Below are 20,261 nucleotides of genomic sequence, written 5' to 3' on the forward strand. Positions count from 1 at the left end.
TAATTACAAAAAATAGCTGCCGGGCTATAGTAATAGCCGTCATGGTTTACCTTTTAAATGCTACTTTATACTATAATCAGATAGGTAAGATGAGGTTTTGTAGGTTCCGAAATTAGTATCTGTCTCTATAACCCCTACACCCTTAGCAAGGTAAAAATCGTAATCTACAAAGTTCTGAAATCCGCTACCAAGGTCATATTGTACAATGATGTGCGTATGAACAACGTTTTTGTAGGTTTTATTGAGCACGGTTTTCGTAATGCCCGATTCAATGATCTTGTTTTTGGTACGGCCGGGCACCCCATTAACCGAACCATCAGCTGTCATTGTTGCCGTCCACTCACCGCCATCAGGTAAATTATCATCAAGTATAAAAAACTCTAACATGGTGTTTGATTCAACCGTAGCGGATCTCACTTTATATTTCTTATCCTTCACAAAATAATAACCAATGCTTTCTTTGCCCAACGCGGTGGTTTTTAGCTCATAATAATTTTGCCCGTTTATAGATGTGATGGCACCGGTAAGATAAGATGTGGATAGTTCGGTGCTGCCCTTCATGTCACTTTGATAGGTCCATGAACTTCCTTTAGTGGTTGGCAGGTAACTATCATTGTTACCTCCACCTCCGTTTTTTTTGTTCTCTACTTTAAGGCGTAATGCTTCAAGCTCTGCTGTATCTTGTTTACAGGCACTGTAAGAAAGCGTAAGTATCGACAGGATGGATAAAAGGTACTTTTTCAATTGTGATATAGTTGGTTTAGCTCGCCATAAAGATAAAAAAACCATAGAAAATCTAAGCACCCTTTTTTGTTTGCAAACTTTGCATTAACTGATCATACAGATCGTTACTTTTTGTTTTATGCGGTTTAAGTTTTTTGATGGTTGCCCGCTTGCCTTTAGATTTCTGCTTGATGATGTTAAGCAATTCGCCGGTATACTCATCCTTAAATTTAGAAACATCAAATTTCTCTGCGTATTGCTTTATCAGCGCCAGGCCCATGTCAAGCTCTTTTTTGCTCACTTTGACATCATCAGCCAGGTTAAGGTCTTCAGTACTGCGTATCTGCTGGCCAAAACGTATGCGGGTAACCACCAGCACGTTCTCTACCGGGTGCACAATGCAAAGGCTTTCGGTACTACGTAAAACAAACCGCGCCAGCCCCGCCTTGCCCGATTGTTTTAAGGCCTGTATCAATAACGCGTAAGCTTTGTTGTTTTTAGTATCCGGCTCGGTGTAGTAAGATGTTTCGTAGAACATCGGGTTCACTTCGTCAATGTCAACAAAGCTTTCAATTTCTATCACCTTGCTTTTCTCCGGGGCGGCCGCCTCAAAGTCGGCATCATCCATTATTACATAGTCATCATTAAGTTTAAAACCCTTTACTATCTTATCATAAGGCACCTCTTTGTGGGTTTTCTCATTAACGCGCTGGTAGCGTATACGCTCGTGGTCGCGCCCATCAAGCATATCAAAATCAAGCGATGTGGTTTGCACTGCCGAAAAAAGCTTCACCGGTATACTAACCAGCCCAAAGCCTAATGAACCCTTCCAAATCGATCTCATAGTGTTACAGTTGATGTGAACTGATATAACTATGATGATCAGTAAAGAGTTTTAAACCGCTGCCATAAACTTTGTTGCAAGCGCTGTTAAATTTTTCTAAACAAGCACACCCCCACCATCAACTACAAGGCTTTGGCCTGTAACATATTGTTGTTTCATTAAGTAAACGTAGGTAAGCGCAATTTCATCCGCATCTGCAACGCGGCCAACTAACAAAGTTTTAGAAAAGTTTATATACATTGCAATGCGATCTGCCTCGGGTATGCCATCCCATAAATTGGTTTTTACTACACCGGGGGTAACGCAATTAACACGTATAGGTGCAAGTTCAACCGCCATTGCACGCGTAAACCCTTCAACACAGCCACAAATGCTTGATGCAACGCCCCATCCTGCACTTGGCCTTGCCCCGGCATTGCCGCTGGTTAAGGTGATCGATCCACCTGCATTAATGCGCCTTGATGCATATTTAACAGCAGCAAAAGCACTCCAATAACGGATATTGAAAAATTGTTGTGCTAATGCTATGTCTGTTTCTGCTATTACATTAAGTTTAAGATTCTCACCTGCAGTATATACTAAATGATCAAATGTGTCAATGGTATCAAAAAAATCGCTAATATTTTGGTGAATGCTTAAATCAACAACGTGGCCGGTTGCAGTTGCCGGTAGTTTGCTTAGCGCTGCATCAATGCGCTGCTGATTGCTTGATACAATAATTACCTCAGCACCTTCCCGTGCGGCCAGCTCTGCTGTGGAGAAACCTATACCTGTACTACCGCCTAAAATAATTACTTTTTTTCCTGTAAGGCTGTTCAATTTGTTTTCCATGATCTTTTAAATTATGGACACAAAGTTCTGCCGCTGCAGCAGTTAAAACACTTAACATATGGTAATAAAAGATAGTAAGCTTATTTACTATTTCTTCTGATACGGCTTAAAGATTGCGGTGTAATACCCAAATAGCTTGCGATATCCTTTAGCGCAACACGTTTTGCAACATCAGGCTGCTGTTTTAAAAAGAGCTGGTAACGCGCATCAGACTCCTCGCCCAAAAATGCATTACGTGTTTTTATTTTCTCAAGCAGTTTTTCCTGCGTAACACGGTCTATCAGCTCTTTCAAGCCCGGCAGCTTTGCAAAAAGTATTGTCAATTGGTCTTTATTAATGGCTAACACCTCTGTATCGCATGCAGCCTGGATGCCCTCATCTGCGGGCTTATGATTGTTAAAGCTGTACAGAATTGTGCAGAATGAGCCTTCCTTAAGAAAAAAATGAGTGAGCTCAACACCTTTTTGGTTTACAGAAGTGATACGAAGTATGCCGTCACAAATAAAGAATAACTCCCGGCAAATTTTGCCCACGTCTGACAGATGATCACCTTCATGGTAACTTCTGGTTTCAAAAGCACCCTTAATAGTGTCCTCTTCTTCCTTGGTAAAAAACCGATGTTGCTGCAAAAAATTGATTAGCGCGTTACCCACAAAACAAATATATTTAATGAAATACAACTTAAGGTAATGATCTTGTTAGCCAACATTAAATCAGCATTTTCGTTATTTTTGACATGATGAATAGCTTCAGGGATTACGCAAAGGAATACATCAACCTTAACGATGAAGAGATCGGCTTAATGTTATCGGTGGCTACTGAAAAAAAGGTGCGCCGTAAAGATATGCTGTTGCAGGCCGGTGAGATATGCCGCCATAAAATATTCATATTTGAAGGCATGCTTAGGCTATACCGCACCCGCGATGACGGCAGCGAGCACAACATGTATTTTGCGCCCGAACATCATTGGATGACCGAACCTGAAAGCCTTAACAATAGCACACCAACGCTTTACAATATTGAAGCCGTAGAAGATGCTCACCTGCTGCTTTGGGCCAAACGCGATTTTGTGTCCCTATCTGTAGCCATCCCAAAATTGAAAGTTTACAGTGAAAATATCATCTCCCGTAACCTGGCCATGACACGCGAACGTGTGTTTAACACCATGAGCGCCACCGTTGAAGAACGTTATGATGATTTTGTGCGTACCTACCCCGATATTTTTAACAGGATACCGCTGCACATGGTGGCTTCCTATCTGGGTGTATCGCTTAAAACACTAACACGGGTAAGGCATGCGCAAGTAAAACGATAAAGATAAAATAGGGACAAATGTCCTCTTTTTAGGGGGCGCCGTTATAGACATTTGTGTTATTGATTTACTTATAAAATAACACATTAACAATGAGAGTATTTGTCACCGGCGCTTCGGGCTTTGTAGGCTCAGCCGTTATCAGGGAGTTAATAAAAGCAGGGCACCAGGTACTTGGTTTTGCCCGTTCAGATGAAGCTGCACAGGCTGTTGCCAATGCAGGTGCTGATGTGCATCGCGGTTCACTTGAAGATATTGAGAGCGTAAAGGCAGGCGCTGCCGCCGCCGATGCCGTTATCCATTGCGGCTTTGTACATGATTTTTCAAATTTTAAAGCCAGTTGCGAGTTAGACCGCAGGGTTATAGAAACTATTGCTTCGGTATTGGAGGGCTCAAACCGCCCTTTCATCATTACCTCAGGCACAGCCCTGTTATCGGGCAATGGTTTGGCAACTGAAGATAAGCAGCCATCTTTTACGGCAGAGCAATTCCCCCGTGTAGCAACTGAAGATGCTGCCCGTGCAGCTGCCAAAAAAGGTATAAAAGTTTCCATCGTGCGTTTATCACCATCTGTACACGGCGAGGGCGACCATCATGGTTTTGTACCGATGCTGGTAAGACTGGCAAAAGAAAAAGGCATATCGGCCTATGTTGATGGTGGCACCAACCGCTGGACAGGCGTACACCGCCTTGATGCTGCCCGGCTTTACGTATTGGCTTTAGAGAAAGCGGCTGATGATGTAAATTATCATGCATCATCAGAAGAAGGTGTACAGTTGAAAGATATTGCAGAGGTAATAGGCCGCCATTTGAACCTGCCGGTAGTATCAAAAACCGGTGATGAGGCTACAGAACATTTTGGCTGGATGAAACACTTTGTAACATTAGATAACCCTACATCCCACCAAATTACAAGCGAAACCTTGGGCTGGGACCCGACAGGGCCTAAGCTTTTAGAAGACCTGGAAGCAGGTATCTATTTTAAATAAACGTTCGATGCAAAAGCTGCAGTGCTAATGTTAATTAGCACGTAGAGTTTACTCACCCAAACATCGCTACGCTCGTAACCCCTCTCTTCGCTGCGCGAAAAGAGGGGTTTGTTTTTTGTTTTTTACCCTTTTTGCTTCCTGCAGCAGAAAGGAGCATAGCCCTGTTGCTTTTATCAAATTTCTATTAAAAAGGTAGACTAAAAATTGCATTTTTGCGCTATGACGTCGCAGCCTGAAAAAACTGAGCAGTACTTTATCATAGATTTCGACAGCACCTTTACCCAGGTGGAGGCATTGGATGAGTTGGCCCGTATTTCGCTAAAAAACCATCCGCACCGCGAGGACATCTATAAACAGATAGAAGACCTTACCAATGCATCAATGGAAGGCCGCCTGTCATTTACCGAAAGTTTGCAGCAAAGGGTAAAGTTACTTTGCGCCAACCGCGAGCATCTTAAAATGCTCATCAGCCATTTAAAAAAGAAGGTGTCTACGTCTTTTTCCCGTAACACGGTATTCTTTAAAAAACACCAGGATGAAGTGCTGATCGTTTCGGGCGGGTTTAAGGAGTTTATCACGCCGGTTGTTACCGAGTACCATATCAAAAAAGAGAATATTTATGCCAATACCTTTGTATTTGATGACGAGGGAAACATCATAGGCTACGATAAAGAAAACCCGCTTTCGCAGGAGGGCGGCAAGGTGAAGTTGCTTAAAGAGCTTAATTTGCAAGGCGACATTTACGGCATTGGTGATGGCTATTCTGATTTTCAGTTGAAAGAGTCGGGCATGATCAAAAAGTTCTTTGCCTTTACAGAGAATATTGAACGTAAATCGGTGGCAGAAAAAGCGGACCACATTACACCGAGCTTTGATGAGTTCCTGTACATTAATAAACTGCCGCGTGCTATCTCGTACCCTAAAAACCGCATTAAATGTTTGGTGGTAGGCGATATAGACGAGGAGGCCCTTAGCCAGATGAAACGCGAAGGTTACAACATCCGCCACCAGCCTACCATTGAGGATAAATACCTGGAAGAAGCAGGTGTGCTTTTTTGTGACGATCATCATCAACCCACCATTGAGCAATTGGAACACGCCGGCAGGTTAAAAGTTATTGGTTGTTTTGGTAAAGTAGCCAGCAAAAAACTGGCCGAGGCCGCCGGCCAAAAAGGAATTATCATTTTTGATGATTATAAGCAAAACCCCCGCAATGCCGACTTTATACCTAAGCGGGTTATTGCTTTTATGAACGAGGGGAAAACCCATATGAGCTGCAATTTCCCTGATCTGCAGCCACCCCGCATTAACAACGCTCACCGCCTTATACATATCCACAAGAACGTGCCGGGTATATTAGCACAAATTAATGAAGTGTTTGCCAACCATAACATTAATATTGTGGGCGAGTTCCTGGTAACCAATCCGCAAATTGGTTATGTAATTACCGACGTTGACGCCGGTTACGATACACAGGTATTAAATGAGCTAAAGGCTATTGAGCATACTATAAAGTTTAGGTTGCTCTACTAAAACTGATTCTCTTTAATTATTAACCATGTCATTGCGAGCGCAGCGTGGCCAACCGACCGCAGGGAGCTCATTGATACAATACTCTTTAATTAAAAACATCAATAATCTCATAGATAGTTCTTCATTAGGGACGGTAGTGGATAATTTGAGTGCTTGTGGATGTTACTTTCTTTTTTTCCGCAAAAAAGAAAGTAACCAAAGAAAAAACTCGCTGCTACGGTAACGCGCTACAAAGTTTCTGCTTCAGCAATGCCTGTACTATCCGCACGTTACGCTATGCAGCATTTGGTCGGTTACGTTGGGTTCATCTCTATAATCAAACTGTATTTTTCTTTCTTTTCTTTGCGTCAGCAAAAAAGCTTCTGGCGAAAGCGGGCAGAACAATGGTGGCCTTGTGCGATGGCAAGGGCATAGCAATACTTGCCTGAAGCGATGGCGTGAACGAACGAAGTGGCGGCAAGATTTTGCAGCCCGTGGTTCTGACTGCTCGCAGCGCAAAGGCCTCGTGCGGGAAAGAAGCATCTTTGCTGACTTGATTTTTTGGTTACTTTTTGATCAAGCAAAAAGTAATAGCGTTCAAAGTAAGCTAATCCTTCTCCCCTAATGGCACTACCAATACAGGTACCTTTGCGTTACGGATAACCGTTTCGGCTACACTGCCCATCAACAGCCTGTCGATACCTGAACGGCTGTGCGTACCTATCACTATAAGGTCGGCTTTAAATTCCTCGCTGCAATTGAGGATCCCGTCAGCAGTTGAGCCGAATTCGTTAAAATGGGTTACCTCTACTCCTTTACCATATTTTGCTATGGTTTGGTGGATGATGTTGTCAGCATGTTCGCGCTGTATCTCCATAACAGTAACATCATTGTAATCTGCCGTAGGCAAAGGCATACCCATCAGGTTATCGGCACCGCTGCCGGTATCCGGACTAATAGCAGGTTCTACGATATGCACCAGCCCAACGTGAGCGTTAAAGTTTTTAGCTAAATCAAAGCCATAGCTGGTTGCGTACTCAGCATATTTGCTATCATCTATACCGATCAAAATACGGCTGATCTTCATGTTTTTCAGAGATTAAGAATTAATTCTAAAAGCAATTAGAAGTAAATATGTTTGGCTGATGCAGCACTAAAATTTGTATTTAGAAAACAACCTGTTTCTATAGCCGCCTAACTTTGAACTCTCCGTTCGCTGCGCGGAGTAAATACCTTGCTCGCCGCTGAAGAAATAGGCCGTAAAGCAGGCCACCGCAAAAAAAATGACATACTCCCCTCCAAATAGCTCGATCCCCATCAGCGTGCATGCCAGGGGGGTATTGGTAGCTCCCGCAAAAACTGCTATAAAGCCGAGCGCCGCAAATAGACTTACCGGTGCGTTCAATATATCGGCAAGTGTATTACCTAACGTGGCACCAATATAAAACAAGGGTGTCACCTCTCCCCCTTTAAAACCTGTGCCAAGGGTTATGGATGTGTAAATAAGTTTCCATAGCCAGCTCAATTCATCTGCTCCGCCTTGTTTAAATGCAGAAACAATGGTGACTGCACCGGGATATTCAGCCTCGACACCCAGACCAAGATAATCCGGCTTGCCCAACGCAAAGGTTAAGGCGATGATAACTACGCCGCCCAAAGCCGGAATAAGCCAGTTGATCTTCACTAATTTAAGGGCTGTATTCTTAACCAAATGCACACCTTTTGCAAACGCCATTGACACCAGGCCAAACATGGCAGAAGATAAAATAACCTTTCCCAGCAACATGAAACTTAAGGGTAAATGCTTCCCGTAGAGATCACTGCCTGCGTTTACTACATCAATATGGTATTGTGTATGATGCACACCCCAGGCAGATACCGTAACATCGCCAACAAGGGCCGCTATCAGGCAAGGCAGCAGTGCATTATATTGGATCCGGCCAATGGCAATAACCTCCAGCGCGAAGATGGTGCCCGTAAGCGGCGTACCAAAAACGGCCCCAAACCCGGCTGCTACACCTGCTGTCAATATCAGCTTTTTATCAGCCTCGCTAACCTTAAACCAGGAGCCAAATAAATTGGCCAGGCTGCCACCTATTTGAACAGCCGTACCCTCGCGTCCGGCGGAACCTCCGAATAAATGTGTGATGACCGTGGTGATCAAAATGAGTGGTGCCATACGTTTGGGCACGCCTGCTCCCGGCTGATGTATCTCGTCGATAATGAGGTTATTCCCCCGCTCGGCACTTTGGCCATACCATTTGTACAGCAGATGGATAACAACACCGGCCAGCGGCAACATGTACAACAGCCAGGTGTGCCCAAACCTGAAATGCGTGGCCCAGCTAAGCAGCCACAGAAAAAACGCCACAGCGCTGCCAATGGCAACAGCCAAAGGGATACTTATCAGCGTCCACCGTACCAGGTAACTTAAAAGATTTAACTGTTTTGAGATGATATTTTTGAACATAGCCTACAAGCAAATAAATAAAAAATCCATTTGAGTAGGCGTCATCAGCTTTGCAGCGGTTCAAATAGGCAGAACACCATTGCCTTTTGTGAATAAGTCAAAAGTAAAAATTCAAATGTCAAAACCAAAAAATATTAATGATCGACGTTGAAGCCTTTTTACTTTTGAATTTTGAGTTTTGACTTAAGTCCTATCTTTGCACACATGAGTATCTCGCCCGAAATTGAAAAAAGGTTAAACCTGCTGCAGGAAAAATATGATGCCATGGGCCAGGACATGACCTCCTACCTCGATGGCCTGCTGCATGCTGATTTTTTAACTTATTGGGATTACATTCACCTGGATACACTCCTGAGCCTGCAAAGCCCTAAAACGCAGTTCCCGGACGAGGAGATATTCATTATGTACCACCAGATAACGGAGCTTTATTTTAAGCTATCGTTACATGAGTGTAAGCAAATTGCCGAAGCGGAGAACCTTACGATTGATTTCTTTACCGCCCGCGTAAAACGAATTAACCGCTATTTTGAGGCGCTTACCAATTCCTTCGAGATTATGGTGGATGGCATGGAGAAAGAACAATTCCTGCAGTTCAGGATGTCGTTGCTGCCTGCCAGTGGTTTCCAGAGCGGGCAGTACCGCATGATCGAAATTCATGCTACGGATTTTATAAACATTGTAGCACCGCATCATCGCGATGAGTTGAGTAACGCATCCGTAGAAGAACAATTCGAGCAGATCTACTGGAAATATGGCGCTACCGAATTATCTACAGGTAAGAAAACACTCACGCTTAATCAGTTCGAGAAGAAATACGCCAAAACATTTATCGAATTAGGCAAATTAGTACACAATACTAACTTCAATAGCCTTCTTCACCAAATGCAAGCCAAAGGCGAAAACACCAAGGCCCTTGAGGAACAATTACGCCAGTTAGATATTAATGTGAATGTGAACTGGCCGCTAAGTCATTACAAATCTGCCGTGCGCTACCTGCACCGCAAGCCCGAAGAAATTAAGGCCACAGGCGGCACCAACTGGCAAAAATACCTGCCGCCGCGTTTCCAGAAGCGCATTTTTTATCCATCATTATGGAGCGAACAGGAAATAACCGAATGGGGTAAAGGATGGGTTGATAAAGTGGTGAGCGAGCTATAAATTCAGTTTGCAGTTTTGTGTTCGCAGTTGGCAAGATTGATTTTCTATTAGTCATTCCGGGTGTAAGTTAAATTGATGCCAATAATTTCATGGTAGCCGCTTTCCCAATGTTTAATTTTAAAATCCCTATCTTGGCATTTTCTGTTAAAATTTACTGCCATGACCACTGATACACTGGATATCAAAATAACCAAAACCGCTCATTCGCGCTTAGCGGAGACCGATTTTGACAACCTGCCGTTTGGTAAAGTTTTCTCTGACCATATGCTGGTGGCTGATTATGCCGACGGCGAGTGGAAAAACTTTGAGATCGTTCCTTACGGCCCTATCGCTATGAGTCCGGCTATTTCTGCATTGCATTATGGCCAGGCGTTTTTTGAAGGTATAAAGGCTTATAAGCACGAAGATGGTACAGTATCCATCTTCCGCCCGGATAAAAATGCTATCCGTTTCAACAAATCGGCAGAGCGCCTTTGTATGCCAACAATACCTGAGGATGTTTTTGTACAAAGCATTGCCGCATTGGTTGATCTTGACCGTGAGTGGATCCCGGCTAAAGAGAACCATGCCATGTACATTCGTCCGTTCATGTTCGCTACCGATCCGTATTTAGGTGTAACACCATCGGCAACTTACAAATACGTTGTGCTGGTTGGCCCAGTTGGCCCGTACTTTTCAAAACCGCTTCGTGTTAAAATAGAAACACATTATACCCGCGCTGCCGAAGGTGGTATGGGTTATGCAAAAGCGGCCGGTAATTACGCTGCATCAATGCTTCCGGGCCGCAAAGCTGCCGAAGAAGGTTTTGACCAACTGATATGGACGGACGCCAAAGAGCATAAATATGTTGAAGAAATGGGGGCTGCAAACGCCATGTTTCTTCTTGATGGCAAACTGGTAACTGCTGAGGCAAAAGACACCATCCTTGACGGCGTAACCCGCGATACGGTAATTACATTAGCCAAAGACTGGGGTATCCCAGTTGAAGAACGTAAGCTTTCTGTAGCCGAACTGGCCGAAGGTGCTAAAAACGGCAAACTTACCGATGCCTTTGGCGCAGGCACTGCTGCTACCATTGCCCCTGTTGCTTCATTTGTGGTAGATGGCGAAGAATATTTCCTGAGCGACCCTGCTTCCCGTGAATTCTCTAACAAGATATTTAAAACGATGGATGCCATCAAATACGGCCGTGGCGAGGATACACACGGTTGGAACTATATTGTGTAAGTAATAATTTCGTGCATGCAGATCCGCTCTGTAAGTCAAGGATTGCCACGCTATCGCTCGCAATGACGCGTACTAAAGCAAAAAGCCCCATATCGTGTGATATGGGGCTTTTTGCTTTAAGGGATTTGTACTTAATTTTTTATCAGGCCGTTTACTTTTTCAACCAGTTCTGTAAGGTCAAACGGTTTGTTGATGATAGCATCACAACCATAGGCAAACAGGTCTGCCGAGTGGTTTACATAAGCTGAGAAAATAATAACGGGCACATCACCAAACTTAGGGTGTGCTTTGATAGCCTGACAGATCTCACCGCCGTTGGCTCCTGCCACACGGTAATCCAGAATAACTAGGTCGGGGTTAAATTCTTCAACAAGGGGCATTACATCAATACCACGGGTAATACTTTTTACCTCAAAGTTTTCGTACGTAAGGGTTTCATGCACCACCTCGAGGATGTCCTGGTTATCGTCTAATACTAAAATACGCTTTACCATTATAGGGGTTTTAATCAATTCTGTTTTTCTTAGGTATTTAAGTATTTACACGCCTCTAAAAACGCTGAAAAACTGTTTAAATTATATGAGGTAACGGCTAAAATGACGCTTTGCAAATATACTTAATATTAAATATATAAATGTTGCACACCAAACAATTACGCTGCGGTAACACAAAGGTGACTTTTAGCTGTAATAACTATAAAAACTACTGATAATCAATAGTTAAAGGCAAAAAAAACCCTTTGCCGATGCAAAGGGTTTCATTATCTAATGTCGTTCTATTAATAAGGGTATGCTTTACCCGGGTGAGCTCTTTTCCATGCACGGCGGCGCTCAAGGTAAGCAGCACGCCTGCGTTTTTCTTCGCGTTTACGGGCTTCGTTACCAATAATGTAACCGCCACCTGCACCAATGGCACCACCAATAACGGCACCACCAACGCTTTTACCTATAAGTGCGCCTGCAACGGCACCACCGGCACCGCCAATAATGGCACCTTTACCTTGTTTACTAATTTGCGCTTCGGCATTTAAATTGAAACTGAGCATAAATGCCAGCATCATTGAACATAATATGGTTATCCTTTTCATAGTTAAATAATTTGTATCGCAAAAAGCCCTACAAATTGCAAGCCAATACTAAAATTGACTGTTACTGCTTCAGAAACCTGATAATAGATTCTGCAAACTGTTCAGTATTACCTGCAGTATTATGGTTACCAGGTATCTCTGCGTATGCAGAACCAGGGATCAGTTTTTGCAGATCATGTACGTCACCATTGGTTTTGTCCTCGGTCCCATCTATCAATAGTACAGGTATTTTAACGCGGGCCAACTCGGCCGGGCTGGTTGATGGTTGGTATTTCTGCTGTAATTTTAACGACTCATCATCAAAGTTGTTCTTGTGTATCCAGGCCATCATCTCATCAACATCATGATGCGTGGTATCACCTGCAAGCGCTTCGTAAGCATGCACCCTTCTTGGCCAGTTTGGGTTAGTATAGTCGGCGCCCATACCGCCCATCACTGCTTTTTTAACGCGCTTATCAAGCACCATCACGCGCGATGTGATGATAGATCCACGCGAATAGCCCACAATGAAATATTGCTTCAACTTTAGGAGCGATGCAAGCCCCATAATGTCTTTAGCCTCAGCATCTTTGGCATATGCAGCATCAGTGTGCGGTTTATCAGACCGGCCATTACCTCGCTGGTCGAGGATGATCACTTTGTATCCTTGCTTAATTAAGGCCGGATAAAGGCTGCCATGTTTCCAGCTTTGGCTGTTATTGGTAAAGCCATGCACCAATATAACCGGGTAGCCGTTGCCTGTTAGCTCGTAATATATTTTGGTTCCGTCAAAGGAGTTAAATAAACTGCCTTCTTCAGTCTGAGCTTTTAGTGTGCCGCAGATACATAGCATCACTAATATTAAATATTTTTTTAACACCATTATTTGATAACTAAGTTGATCACTAATACCCCGGCCAACCCTATCACAGAAACCAGACTTTCCATCATAGACCATGACCGGAAGGTATCTTTCATACTGAGATTGAAGTACTCTTTAAACAACCAAAAGCCGGAATCATTAACATGTGAAAAGGCCAGGCTGCCTGCACCAATGGCGAGCACCATCAGGTTAGGGTCTACATGCTCTGATACCACCAGGCCGCTTACAATGCCTGCCGCGGTTAAACCGGCTACCGTTGCTGAGCCTAAACTGATACGAATGATAGCTGCGATAAGCCAACCCAGTACCAGCGGCGGCATATTAAACGAGCGAAGGCTGCCTGCTATTTCTTTATCAACCCCGCTGGCAACCAAAACTTCTTTAAACGCACCGGAGCCTGCTATGATCAATAAGATCAATGCGATGTCTTTAACGGCATCGGTAAAATGGATGGATATGGTTGCCATGCTCATGCCCTGCCGCGTGCCGAGTGTATAAGTAGCAACTAAAAGCGCTATCAGCATTACAATTGATGGGTCGCCAACAAAGGCCATTACTTTTAAGGCGGTTGCATTTTTGATGCCCAGGTAAGGGAAAAACGCTGTAAGCATCAGCAAAAGCACGGGCAGTAAAGCAGTGAAAAAGCTCACAAAGGTACCCGGCAATTTTTCCTTGGGCAATTCCTCAGCTCGGAAAGTAGCCAATGGCTCTGAAGGGATGCGCTTAAGGAAGCGCGCGAACACCGGCCCGGCTAAAACAATAGCCGGTATTGCTATGGATAAGCCGTAGATAAAAGTGGTAGCCATGTTTGCATGGAATAACACCACCAGTGCCGATGGTGACGGATGCGGGGGTAAAAAGCCGTGCGTCACTGATAATGACGCGATCATGGGCAGGCCGATAAACACTGCAGGCAGTTTATACTTATACACCACAGAAAATATCAGCGGAACCATCAACACAAAACCTATCCCGTAAAACAGCGGAATGCCAATGATAAAACCGGCTGCAACCAGCGCCCATTGAATATATTTTTCGCCCACCAAGCGCACCAGCGCACCTGCTATTTGTTGTGCGGCACCACTCGCAGCTACCAGTTTGCCCAGCATAGCGCCCAGGCAAATAATGATCACCAGGCCGCCAAGGATATCGCCTATACCCTTTTGTATAGATGTGGTGATCTTATTTACCGGGATACCCAACATTAAACCGGCAGCAATAGATACCAGCAAAAAGGCCAGAAAGGGATTTACCTTTCCCCAACTTACCAATAAGATCAATAATATTATACAAATTAAAATAACCAGCATAGGCGTATAAGAGTGGTTTACCAATTGCAGGCGGGCGGGCCAGCGATTGTCTAATGTATGAAATAAATTAAAATCACCTCATTGTATAATTTTGAATTTGAAGATCATAAGCAACTATTAATGATTTCCTTTGCGTTGATATATGACCAGTAAACGTTATTTCACCTCGGTAATGGTTTTGGGTTCGCTTACCGCGCTTGCCCCGTTCTCAATTGATATGTACCTGCCGGGTTTCCCAGACATTGCCAAATCACTTAATACCACTACTGAAAAGGTAGCCCTATCGCTCTCCAGTTTTTTCATCGGTATATCTGCAGGGCAATTGTTATATGGCCCATTACTGGATAAATATGGCCGTAAAAAACCGTTATACTTCGGCTTAGCTTTGTACATCATCGCATCTCTGGCATGTTATTACGCCGATAGTATTGAGATGCTTATAGTTACCCGGTTCTTCCAGGCGCTGGGTAGTTGTGCGGCAACCGTGGCGTCTATAGCCATGGTACGCGACCTGTTTCCTGTAAAGGATAACGCTAAAGTATTTGCGCTGCTTATCCTTATCCTGGGCGCATCACCTATGATAGCGCCAACCGTAGGTGGGTATATTACGACCAATTTTAGCTGGCATATTATCTTCCTCATATTGGCTGTCTTATCTTTGCTCATTACCCTGGCTGTTATTTTTCTGCTACCGGAGAGCTACAAGCCCGATCCAAATTACTCGCTTAAACCTAAGCCCATTATCAATGGCTTTTTAACCGTGCTAAAAGAGCCACAGTTTTACACATACGCCATTGCGGGTGGTATAGCCTTCTCAGGGTTGTTTGCCTACGTATCAGCCTCGCCGCTGGTGTTTATGGATGTATTTAAAGTAAGCGGTAAGGTTTACGGTTGGATATTCGCCTTGCTATCTGTTGGGTTCATCGGCTCAAGTCAGTTAAATAGTGCCTTGATCAAAAGATATGATAGCAGGCAGGTGGTGCAGGTAGCATTGATCATTATGGTAAGTGCATCTGCTTTATTTGTATTGGCTGCCAGCCAGGGTTGGTTGGGGTTGGTAGGCACTATCTTCATGATTTTTATTGTGCTTTGCTGTGTAGGCCTTATCAGCCCGAATACCTCTGCCTTGTCCTTGGCGCCGTTTGAAAAAAATGCGGGTTCAGCGTCAGCACTTATGGGTGCTTTTCAGATGAGTATAGGTTCATTAGTGTCCATTGGCGTAAGTATGTTCAAAGCGCAATCGGCGATACCAATGGCTTTGCTGATGCTGGCAGCATCGGGAATGGGATTCGTCGTATTGCTCATCGGTAAACGAAATATCAAAAAGCCTGTTACAGCGAGTGACACGGGATTTGTTGCACATTAAATATTTGATAGATACTTCTAAGCGTTCAAAAAAACTTAAAAGTGCCTATATTTTTAAACAGCACAGTTGAACGTTGTTAGCGTTAATGATGTGATTTACACATCAGCCCAAAAAACGTATTCCATATAAGAATAATATCTTCCATGGCATTTGGCTTGCCAACACTTGTACAAATAACAGTTTCCCCCAATTGAAGTTCAAGTGTTAGCTACCATATGTTTTCTAATGTAAAAAAGATACCTATTCTGCGTTACCTCACCATAGTAATGCTGATTGTTGTTTTGTTCGGTGGTGCTTTTTACCTCTATCTGCATTACAGTAAAGCCGAAAAGTTGCGCTCCAATTTCCAGAAAATGGTTGCTGCGAGAGAAAACTCCACCCTCATCGATAGCTGCATAGTTGAGCTTTATAGTGCAGATAACAACAGCCGTATGTTTGCACTAACCGGCAAAAAATACTACTCCAAAGAGTTTTCCAGGCAGATCAAAAATGTTAGGGCAATTATCGCCAAAATGAACTACAATGATAAAAACACAACTTACACAGAAGAAGATAGTGCACTAAAGGCGTTGATAAACGCGAAGGCAAATAGTGCTACTAACTACGTAAGGCTGATGACGTTGTCTGATAGTTTGATCAATTCGGCAAAGCTTATCAATACCGCCATGCAAACCCGCGATAAAAAGCTGGTTAAGCAACCGGTGATCAGGCGGATAAAAACGAATATTAAAATAGATACCATTAAAACGACTGTGGCGGCAGCTCCTGAAAAAAAGAAAAAGTTCTTTGGAAGGCTATTTTCTGTATTCGGAGGTAAAAAGAAAACTGATCAGACAAATAAATCCGCCCCCGTACTGGTAGAAAAGCGTACCGATACGGTTATCACCACTATGGTTGCCACACCCAAGGTGGCCCAGGAGTATGATAAGTATTATAGCAAAATATCTGAAGCCAACAACAAACTGCGTGATTCTGAGCGCCAGATGCTGGAGATAAACAACAGGTTAATAAGCCAGATCATCAACAGTTTAAAAAAGTATAAAACAGCAGAGAACCAATATATCGCCGGCAGTAAAAAAGAATTGAACTCGAATCTGGCTACGGTAATGTATGAGTTCAGAAAGTTAACAGGGGCAATTTTCCTGCTAATGACCACCGTTGTTGTTATCATCCTTTACAATATCTGGAAGATATTTCGGAATGAGGAAGAAATGGTATTGCACAGCGAAATGGCAGAGAAATACGCTTTACAAAAAAGCCGCTTCCTGGCGGCCATGAGCCATGAGATCCGTACGCCGCTTAATTCTATCATCGGGTTTTCTGAGCAACTTACACAAAGCCGATTGGACGAAACGCAAACAGAACAGACCAACGCGATACGCAGTTCATCAAAAATGCTGCTTGAGGTGGTGAACGAAATTCTTGATTTTTCTAAATACGAGACCGGCAAAATGAATTTTGAGCATCAGCCCTTTAAACCTTATGATGCCATAAATGAAATTGTGACCAGTATGCAGGTGCAGGCCGCTAAGAAGAACATATACCTGAAACACGATATTGAGTTTAATCCCGATTTTTGCCTTACCGGCGATTATTTCAGGCTTAAGCAGGTGATCATGAATCTTATCAGCAATGCTATCAAATTTACCCCTGCCGGCGGCGTTACCATCAAGGCATTCCTTACCAAGGAGAACCCTGGGCAAAGGGTGCTGAACGTACAGGTAAAAGATACCGGCCTGGGTATAGACAAAGAACACTTGCCTTTGATTTTTGAAGAGTTCTCTCAAGTGGCGGCCGCTCAAAAAGCCGCTAATTATGGCGGTACAGGATTAGGGCTCGCTATCTGTAAAAAAATAGTTGAGTTGCAGGGCGGAAACATCAAGGTAACAAGCAAACCGGGTAAGGGATCCATCTTCAGCTTTAAATTACCGTTAGACATTGCTACAGAAAATGAATGTGTTACGGAAGAAAAGCCGGTGGTTAACCTCAATCCGCGAGAGGTGATGCCAGGCAAACACCTGCTGATAGCAGAAGACAACAAATTTAACGTACTCTTAGTAAGCACCATCCTTAAAAAATGGAACGTTACGTTTGATGTTGCAGTAAACGGCCGCGAAGCATTGCAGCTCTTTGAAGATAACCGTTACGACGCCGTTTTAACAGATATTGAAATGCCTGAAATGGGTGGTATGGAACTTACGCAATTGATACGTGCAAATATCAACCAGGAAAAGGCTGATCTGCCCATCCTTGCATTAACGGCCAATGTTTTGAAGGAAGACCGCGACAAGTACCTGTCTGTAGGTATAAATGGTGTGATACTTAAACCATTTACCGAACAAAACCTGATAGACAACGTTACCGCTGCCCTCACAGGAGCCGCTGTAATGTTAAATTAACTACGCTTAATAAATAATAAGTCCCGGACTTTTTGGCCCGGGACTTTGTTATTTATTGATTTTTTTCAGCATCCTTATTAGTCTGATGCTCTGCTTTTTTCACCTCATCTTTTTCACTCAGGGGCATTTCCGTTTCTAGTTTTTTATCGGAATTTTCCTCTCTTTCCTTTTCTTCACCTTGCGCTTCGTTTTTTTCCTGTGATGTTGCCATGTGTGATTAACCTCCTTTAAAAAACAACTATTCGGAGTGGGGAAAGTTTAAAAAAAATTGAAAAACAAATGCGTTCAAACACTTAATGTTTGCCCTTTAACTGCTGTATCTCAGTCTTTAACTCGTTAAGTTGAGTTTGGGCTTGCCTGTTCTCCAAATAAAAATAGATGGCAAAAGCTAAAAATATCTTGCCTAACACAAACACGGCAGCAAACACCCACCTCCACGCCTTGTTTATACGCATGTGGCTTGATGCTCCTTCAACTTCTATATAGGTTGGCCCGGCAGGGGGTATAGTCTCTTCGGTTGGTTGGTTTGCCGGCCTAAACTTACTCACCTCCTTTTTCTCGCGCAACATGATCTCATCTATCTCATCAGAAATCTTGTCCCAGGTACGCGCAGGTGGCATAACAGCCATCCTACCGGCCAAAAATTCCATATCAGCTTCAAGCTCCTGCAAGGCGATATTCACCTCAGGATGCCTGGCTTTCATGCGTAGCAACTCCTCTACCTCGGTCTCCGATGCAGAACCTGTTACATAGGCTTCTAAAATGCCGCTGTTAATGTACTGATGTATCATTTACGGTTGCTCCTGATTATGTTGAACGATTGCTTTAAAATCTGCTTTATCTCGTCGCTGCTTTTGTTTAACTCACGGCTCAATATTGCCACACTTTTACCATGATAATGAACGCCGCAAAAAACGGTTTGTTGCTCATCGTTCATCTGGCTGATGATCTTGTTCTGACCTGATATTTTAGATACGGGCGAATCCGGACAATCATCTACCGCGTTAATAAACGATGTAAGTTTACTGCGTGTGTGCTGTTGCAGGCGGCAATAAGTGCTTCCTTGCCCGTCGGCGGTAATTTTACCTAAATCGTTTATATTGAGGCTCGAAAATACGTCGGTAAGGTAGCCTTCTGCCACGGATCGGTTTTTTACTACTTCCATAATATACCCAAGCAGCATAGCTCCATAATTATGATATAATTCGTGAGCTGCCTGTTTTAAAGATGGTAACGACGTTTGTTTGTATGTTAGCTGGTCTCTCAAAATCAACTAATTATATTTAGTAAGGGTATTCAAAATTACCGATAATTTTTGATATAGCGGCATAATAGTATCCCCGAAAAGAGTAATGCTATCTACTGCTTATTACAGGCCATAAGAAACCTTTACTGTTAGTAACTAGATGTTAATTTTAGTTAAATATAGTTACAAAAGTTTAAATGGGGCCAGCCATTTATATAGTTTTATGATATGAGGGGTCTACTGTTATTGTTATTTATTTGCTTAACAACGCATTTACTTATGCACAGTAGGATCTGCAGCACCCCTTATACCACCCTCGCCGGAACAGGTGAGTTCGCGAAAGTTTGAGTTAACCGCTTATTTAAACGACTGCCTTAAAAAATATCAGTTATTACCACCAGAGAAAAGGCAACCGGCCCCCATTTCGCAGTAATTTATCGTTTGCTAAGCGCAACGCCACTGCTTGCCCTGAAGGCATCTTGGAAAGCATCACTTAAAGGCGATGTGATCTCAGGAAAACGTTCCGCATAATTTTTAAGGTAGAAGCCCGCCACAGATGTTACCAAAGCCGCTGCACCACCAATAAGCATCCCGTTAACTATGCTTTGTTTGTTCTTGCGGAATATGGTTGCGCCTGCCAACGCGCCGGACATCACATTTAAAGCCAATTGGTTTAGCGAAGGTTTTTTTAAAATCGGCTTTTTGTCTTCAGCCAAAACGATCAATTTGGAAGCAACGCTGTTAACCGGCGATTGAATGAACCTAAAAACCCCGAAAGGCAAAAGCGGCGAAGCGCCATCATGATAATAATAACTTGCCAGCGTAGGCGCAGCACTTGCACGCATCCCCGCCACTGCCCCTAAGCCTATGGTTTGCCAAACCGGTTTCCTGTAACTTTGCATGTTCTTACAACATGCATGCACAT

At 43.5% G+C, this 20,261-nt stretch carries 22 protein-coding genes and 1 riboswitch; of the genes, 8 read left to right on the forward strand and 14 right to left on the reverse strand.

Annotated features, from left to right (window positions below; translation table 11 throughout):
• Positions 1–60 precede the first annotated feature (60 nt).
• The 4 genes from INP83_RS00960 to INP83_RS00975 form a co-directional block, all read right to left on the reverse strand.
• Positions 61–744: a hypothetical protein gene (locus INP83_RS00960; protein WP_219125960.1), complete on the reverse strand. Its 684-nt coding sequence runs from the start codon at positions 742–744 to the stop codon at positions 61–63.
• Positions 745–796: 52 nt separating this feature from the next.
• The gene (locus tag INP83_RS00965) at positions 797–1,567 is read right to left on the reverse strand and encodes a Ku protein (protein WP_219125961.1); all 771 of its coding nucleotides are present in this window, start codon (positions 1,565–1,567) and stop codon (positions 797–799) included.
• Positions 1,568–1,663: 96 nt separating this feature from the next.
• Positions 1,664–2,398, reverse strand: a complete 735-nt coding sequence (locus INP83_RS00970) for an SDR family oxidoreductase (protein WP_219125962.1) — start codon at positions 2,396–2,398, stop codon at positions 1,664–1,666.
• Between the two features lie 80 nt (positions 2,399–2,478).
• Positions 2,479–3,051, reverse strand: a complete 573-nt coding sequence (locus INP83_RS00975; RefSeq protein ID WP_146272286.1) for a Crp/Fnr family transcriptional regulator — start codon at positions 3,049–3,051, stop codon at positions 2,479–2,481.
• Between the two features lie 83 nt (positions 3,052–3,134).
• Here INP83_RS00975 and INP83_RS00980 point away from each other — a divergent pair, with 83 nt between their 5' ends.
• The 4 genes from INP83_RS00980 to INP83_RS00995 all read left to right on the forward strand — a co-directional run bounded on the left by INP83_RS00980 (position 3,135) and on the right by INP83_RS00995 (position 6,660).
• Positions 3,135–3,713 carry a Crp/Fnr family transcriptional regulator gene (locus INP83_RS00980; RefSeq protein WP_219125963.1) on the forward strand — a complete coding sequence of 193 codons (579 nt, stop codon included), beginning with the start codon at positions 3,135–3,137 and terminating at the stop codon, positions 3,711–3,713.
• 89 nt (positions 3,714–3,802) lie between these two features.
• On the forward strand, positions 3,803–4,699 hold the full coding sequence (locus INP83_RS00985; protein WP_219125964.1) for an SDR family oxidoreductase: 897 nt from the start codon (positions 3,803–3,805) through the stop codon (positions 4,697–4,699).
• A gap of 219 nt (positions 4,700–4,918) precedes the next feature.
• Entirely contained in the window at positions 4,919–6,232 is a 1,314-nt protein-coding gene (locus INP83_RS00990) for an HAD-IB family phosphatase (protein ID WP_219125965.1), read from the forward strand.
• Between the two features lie 155 nt (positions 6,233–6,387).
• Complete coding sequence (locus INP83_RS00995; RefSeq protein ID WP_219125966.1) at positions 6,388–6,660, forward strand: hypothetical protein; 273 nt, start codon at positions 6,388–6,390, stop codon at positions 6,658–6,660.
• A 158-nt stretch (positions 6,661–6,818) separates the two neighbouring features.
• On the opposite strand, the gene INP83_RS01000 is transcribed toward INP83_RS00995, so the two are convergent.
• A complete protein-coding gene (locus INP83_RS01000) occupies positions 6,819–7,298 on the reverse strand; it encodes a universal stress protein (RefSeq protein ID WP_219125967.1) in 480 nt (159 codons plus the stop codon).
• A gap of 66 nt (positions 7,299–7,364) precedes the next feature.
• Positions 7,365–8,681, reverse strand: a complete 1,317-nt coding sequence (locus INP83_RS01005) for a voltage-gated chloride channel family protein (RefSeq protein ID WP_219125968.1) — start codon at positions 8,679–8,681, stop codon at positions 7,365–7,367.
• 28 nt (positions 8,682–8,709) lie between these two features.
• Positions 8,710–8,774, reverse strand: a riboswitch (Fluoride riboswitch).
• Between the two features lie 78 nt (positions 8,775–8,852).
• On the opposite strand from INP83_RS01005, the gene INP83_RS01010 reads away from it, so the two are divergent.
• Positions 8,853–9,839, forward strand: coding sequence for a tryptophan 2,3-dioxygenase family protein (locus INP83_RS01010; RefSeq protein WP_255563221.1), 987 nt, complete (start codon positions 8,853–8,855; stop codon positions 9,837–9,839).
• A gap of 159 nt (positions 9,840–9,998) precedes the next feature.
• Positions 9,999–11,066 (forward strand): branched-chain amino acid aminotransferase, encoded by a 1,068-nt coding sequence (locus INP83_RS01015; RefSeq protein WP_219125969.1) that lies wholly within the window; start codon positions 9,999–10,001, stop codon positions 11,064–11,066.
• Between the two features lie 131 nt (positions 11,067–11,197).
• On the opposite strand, the gene INP83_RS01020 is transcribed toward INP83_RS01015, so the two are convergent.
• The 4 genes from INP83_RS01020 to INP83_RS01035 all read right to left on the reverse strand — a co-directional run bounded on the left by INP83_RS01020 (position 11,198) and on the right by INP83_RS01035 (position 14,325).
• Positions 11,198–11,560, reverse strand: coding sequence for a PleD family two-component system response regulator (locus tag INP83_RS01020; RefSeq protein ID WP_146272278.1), 363 nt, complete (start codon positions 11,558–11,560; stop codon positions 11,198–11,200).
• 284 nt (positions 11,561–11,844) lie between these two features.
• On the reverse strand, positions 11,845–12,153 hold the full coding sequence (locus tag INP83_RS01025; RefSeq protein WP_146272277.1) for a glycine zipper domain-containing protein: 309 nt from the start codon (positions 12,151–12,153) through the stop codon (positions 11,845–11,847).
• Between the two features lie 61 nt (positions 12,154–12,214).
• On the reverse strand, positions 12,215–13,015 hold the full coding sequence (locus INP83_RS01030; RefSeq protein WP_219125970.1) for an alpha/beta fold hydrolase: 801 nt from the start codon (positions 13,013–13,015) through the stop codon (positions 12,215–12,217).
• Positions 13,015–14,325, reverse strand: a complete 1,311-nt coding sequence (locus INP83_RS01035; RefSeq protein WP_219125971.1) for a gluconate:H+ symporter — start codon at positions 14,323–14,325, stop codon at positions 13,015–13,017. Before INP83_RS01035 ends, INP83_RS01030 begins: the two co-directional genes overlap by 1 nt.
• 142 nt (positions 14,326–14,467) lie before the next feature.
• On the opposite strand from INP83_RS01035, the gene INP83_RS01040 reads away from it, so the two are divergent.
• On the forward strand, positions 14,468–15,691 hold the full coding sequence (locus INP83_RS01040; protein ID WP_219125972.1) for a multidrug effflux MFS transporter: 1,224 nt from the start codon (positions 14,468–14,470) through the stop codon (positions 15,689–15,691).
• 215 nt (positions 15,692–15,906) lie between these two features.
• Positions 15,907–18,090 (forward strand): ATP-binding protein, encoded by a 2,184-nt coding sequence (locus INP83_RS01045; protein WP_219125973.1) that lies wholly within the window; start codon positions 15,907–15,909, stop codon positions 18,088–18,090.
• Positions 18,091–18,142: 52 nt separating this feature from the next.
• On the opposite strand, the gene INP83_RS01050 is transcribed toward INP83_RS01045, so the two are convergent.
• From INP83_RS01050 to INP83_RS01065, 4 genes are all read right to left on the reverse strand, one after another.
• Complete coding sequence (locus INP83_RS01050; protein ID WP_186458775.1) at positions 18,143–18,301, reverse strand: hypothetical protein; 159 nt, start codon at positions 18,299–18,301, stop codon at positions 18,143–18,145.
• An 82-nt stretch (positions 18,302–18,383) separates the two neighbouring features.
• The gene (locus tag INP83_RS01055; RefSeq protein WP_219125974.1) at positions 18,384–18,881 is read right to left on the reverse strand and encodes a hypothetical protein; all 498 of its coding nucleotides are present in this window, start codon (positions 18,879–18,881) and stop codon (positions 18,384–18,386) included.
• Positions 18,878–19,357 (reverse strand): hypothetical protein, encoded by a 480-nt coding sequence (locus INP83_RS01060; RefSeq protein ID WP_219125975.1) that lies wholly within the window; start codon positions 19,355–19,357, stop codon positions 18,878–18,880. The genes INP83_RS01055 and INP83_RS01060 overlap by 4 nt, the downstream gene beginning before the upstream one ends.
• Positions 19,358–19,770: 413 nt before the next feature.
• On the reverse strand, positions 19,771–20,238 hold the full coding sequence (locus INP83_RS01065; protein WP_219125976.1) for a hypothetical protein: 468 nt from the start codon (positions 20,236–20,238) through the stop codon (positions 19,771–19,773).
• Between the last annotated feature and the right edge of the window lie 23 nt (positions 20,239–20,261).

The sequence above is a fragment of the Mucilaginibacter sp. 21P genome (genome assembly GCF_019331605.1).
GTDB classification, from domain to species: domain Bacteria; phylum Bacteroidota; class Bacteroidia; order Sphingobacteriales; family Sphingobacteriaceae; genus Mucilaginibacter; species Mucilaginibacter achroorhodeus.

Bases quoted from the DNA above. Each gene is read 5' to 3' on its own strand.
- INP83_RS00965 (WP_219125961.1), bottom strand. From the start codon at position 1,567: ATGAGATCGATTTGGAAGGGTTCATTAGGCTTTGGGCTGGTTAGTATA.
- INP83_RS00970 (WP_219125962.1), bottom strand. From the start codon at position 2,398: ATGGAAAACAAATTGAACAGCCTTACAGGAAAAAAAGTAATTATTTTA.
- INP83_RS00980 (WP_219125963.1), top strand. From the start codon at position 3,135: ATGATGAATAGCTTCAGGGATTACGCAAAGGAATACATCAACCTTAAC.
- INP83_RS00985 (WP_219125964.1), top strand. From the start codon at position 3,803: ATGAGAGTATTTGTCACCGGCGCTTCGGGCTTTGTAGGCTCAGCCGTT.
- INP83_RS00990 (WP_219125965.1), top strand. From the start codon at position 4,919: ATGACGTCGCAGCCTGAAAAAACTGAGCAGTACTTTATCATAGATTTC.
- INP83_RS01000 (WP_219125967.1), bottom strand. From the start codon at position 7,298: ATGAAGATCAGCCGTATTTTGATCGGTATAGATGATAGCAAATATGCT.
- INP83_RS01005 (WP_219125968.1), bottom strand. From the start codon at position 8,681: ATGTTCAAAAATATCATCTCAAAACAGTTAAATCTTTTAAGTTACCTG.
- INP83_RS01015 (WP_219125969.1), top strand. From the start codon at position 9,999: ATGACCACTGATACACTGGATATCAAAATAACCAAAACCGCTCATTCG.
- INP83_RS01020 (WP_146272278.1), bottom strand. From the start codon at position 11,560: ATGGTAAAGCGTATTTTAGTATTAGACGATAACCAGGACATCCTCGAG.
- INP83_RS01025 (WP_146272277.1), bottom strand. From the start codon at position 12,153: ATGAAAAGGATAACCATATTATGTTCAATGATGCTGGCATTTATGCTC.
- INP83_RS01030 (WP_219125970.1), bottom strand. From the start codon at position 13,015: ATGGTGTTAAAAAAATATTTAATATTAGTGATGCTATGTATCTGCGGC.
- INP83_RS01035 (WP_219125971.1), bottom strand. From the start codon at position 14,325: ATGCTGGTTATTTTAATTTGTATAATATTATTGATCTTATTGGTAAGT.
- INP83_RS01040 (WP_219125972.1), top strand. From the start codon at position 14,468: ATGACCAGTAAACGTTATTTCACCTCGGTAATGGTTTTGGGTTCGCTT.
- INP83_RS01045 (WP_219125973.1), top strand. From the start codon at position 15,907: ATGTTTTCTAATGTAAAAAAGATACCTATTCTGCGTTACCTCACCATA.
- INP83_RS01050 (WP_186458775.1), bottom strand. From the start codon at position 18,301: ATGGCAACATCACAGGAAAAAAACGAAGCGCAAGGTGAAGAAAAGGAA.
- INP83_RS01055 (WP_219125974.1), bottom strand. From the start codon at position 18,881: ATGATACATCAGTACATTAACAGCGGCATTTTAGAAGCCTATGTAACA.
- INP83_RS01065 (WP_219125976.1), bottom strand. From the start codon at position 20,238: ATGCAAAGTTACAGGAAACCGGTTTGGCAAACCATAGGCTTAGGGGCA.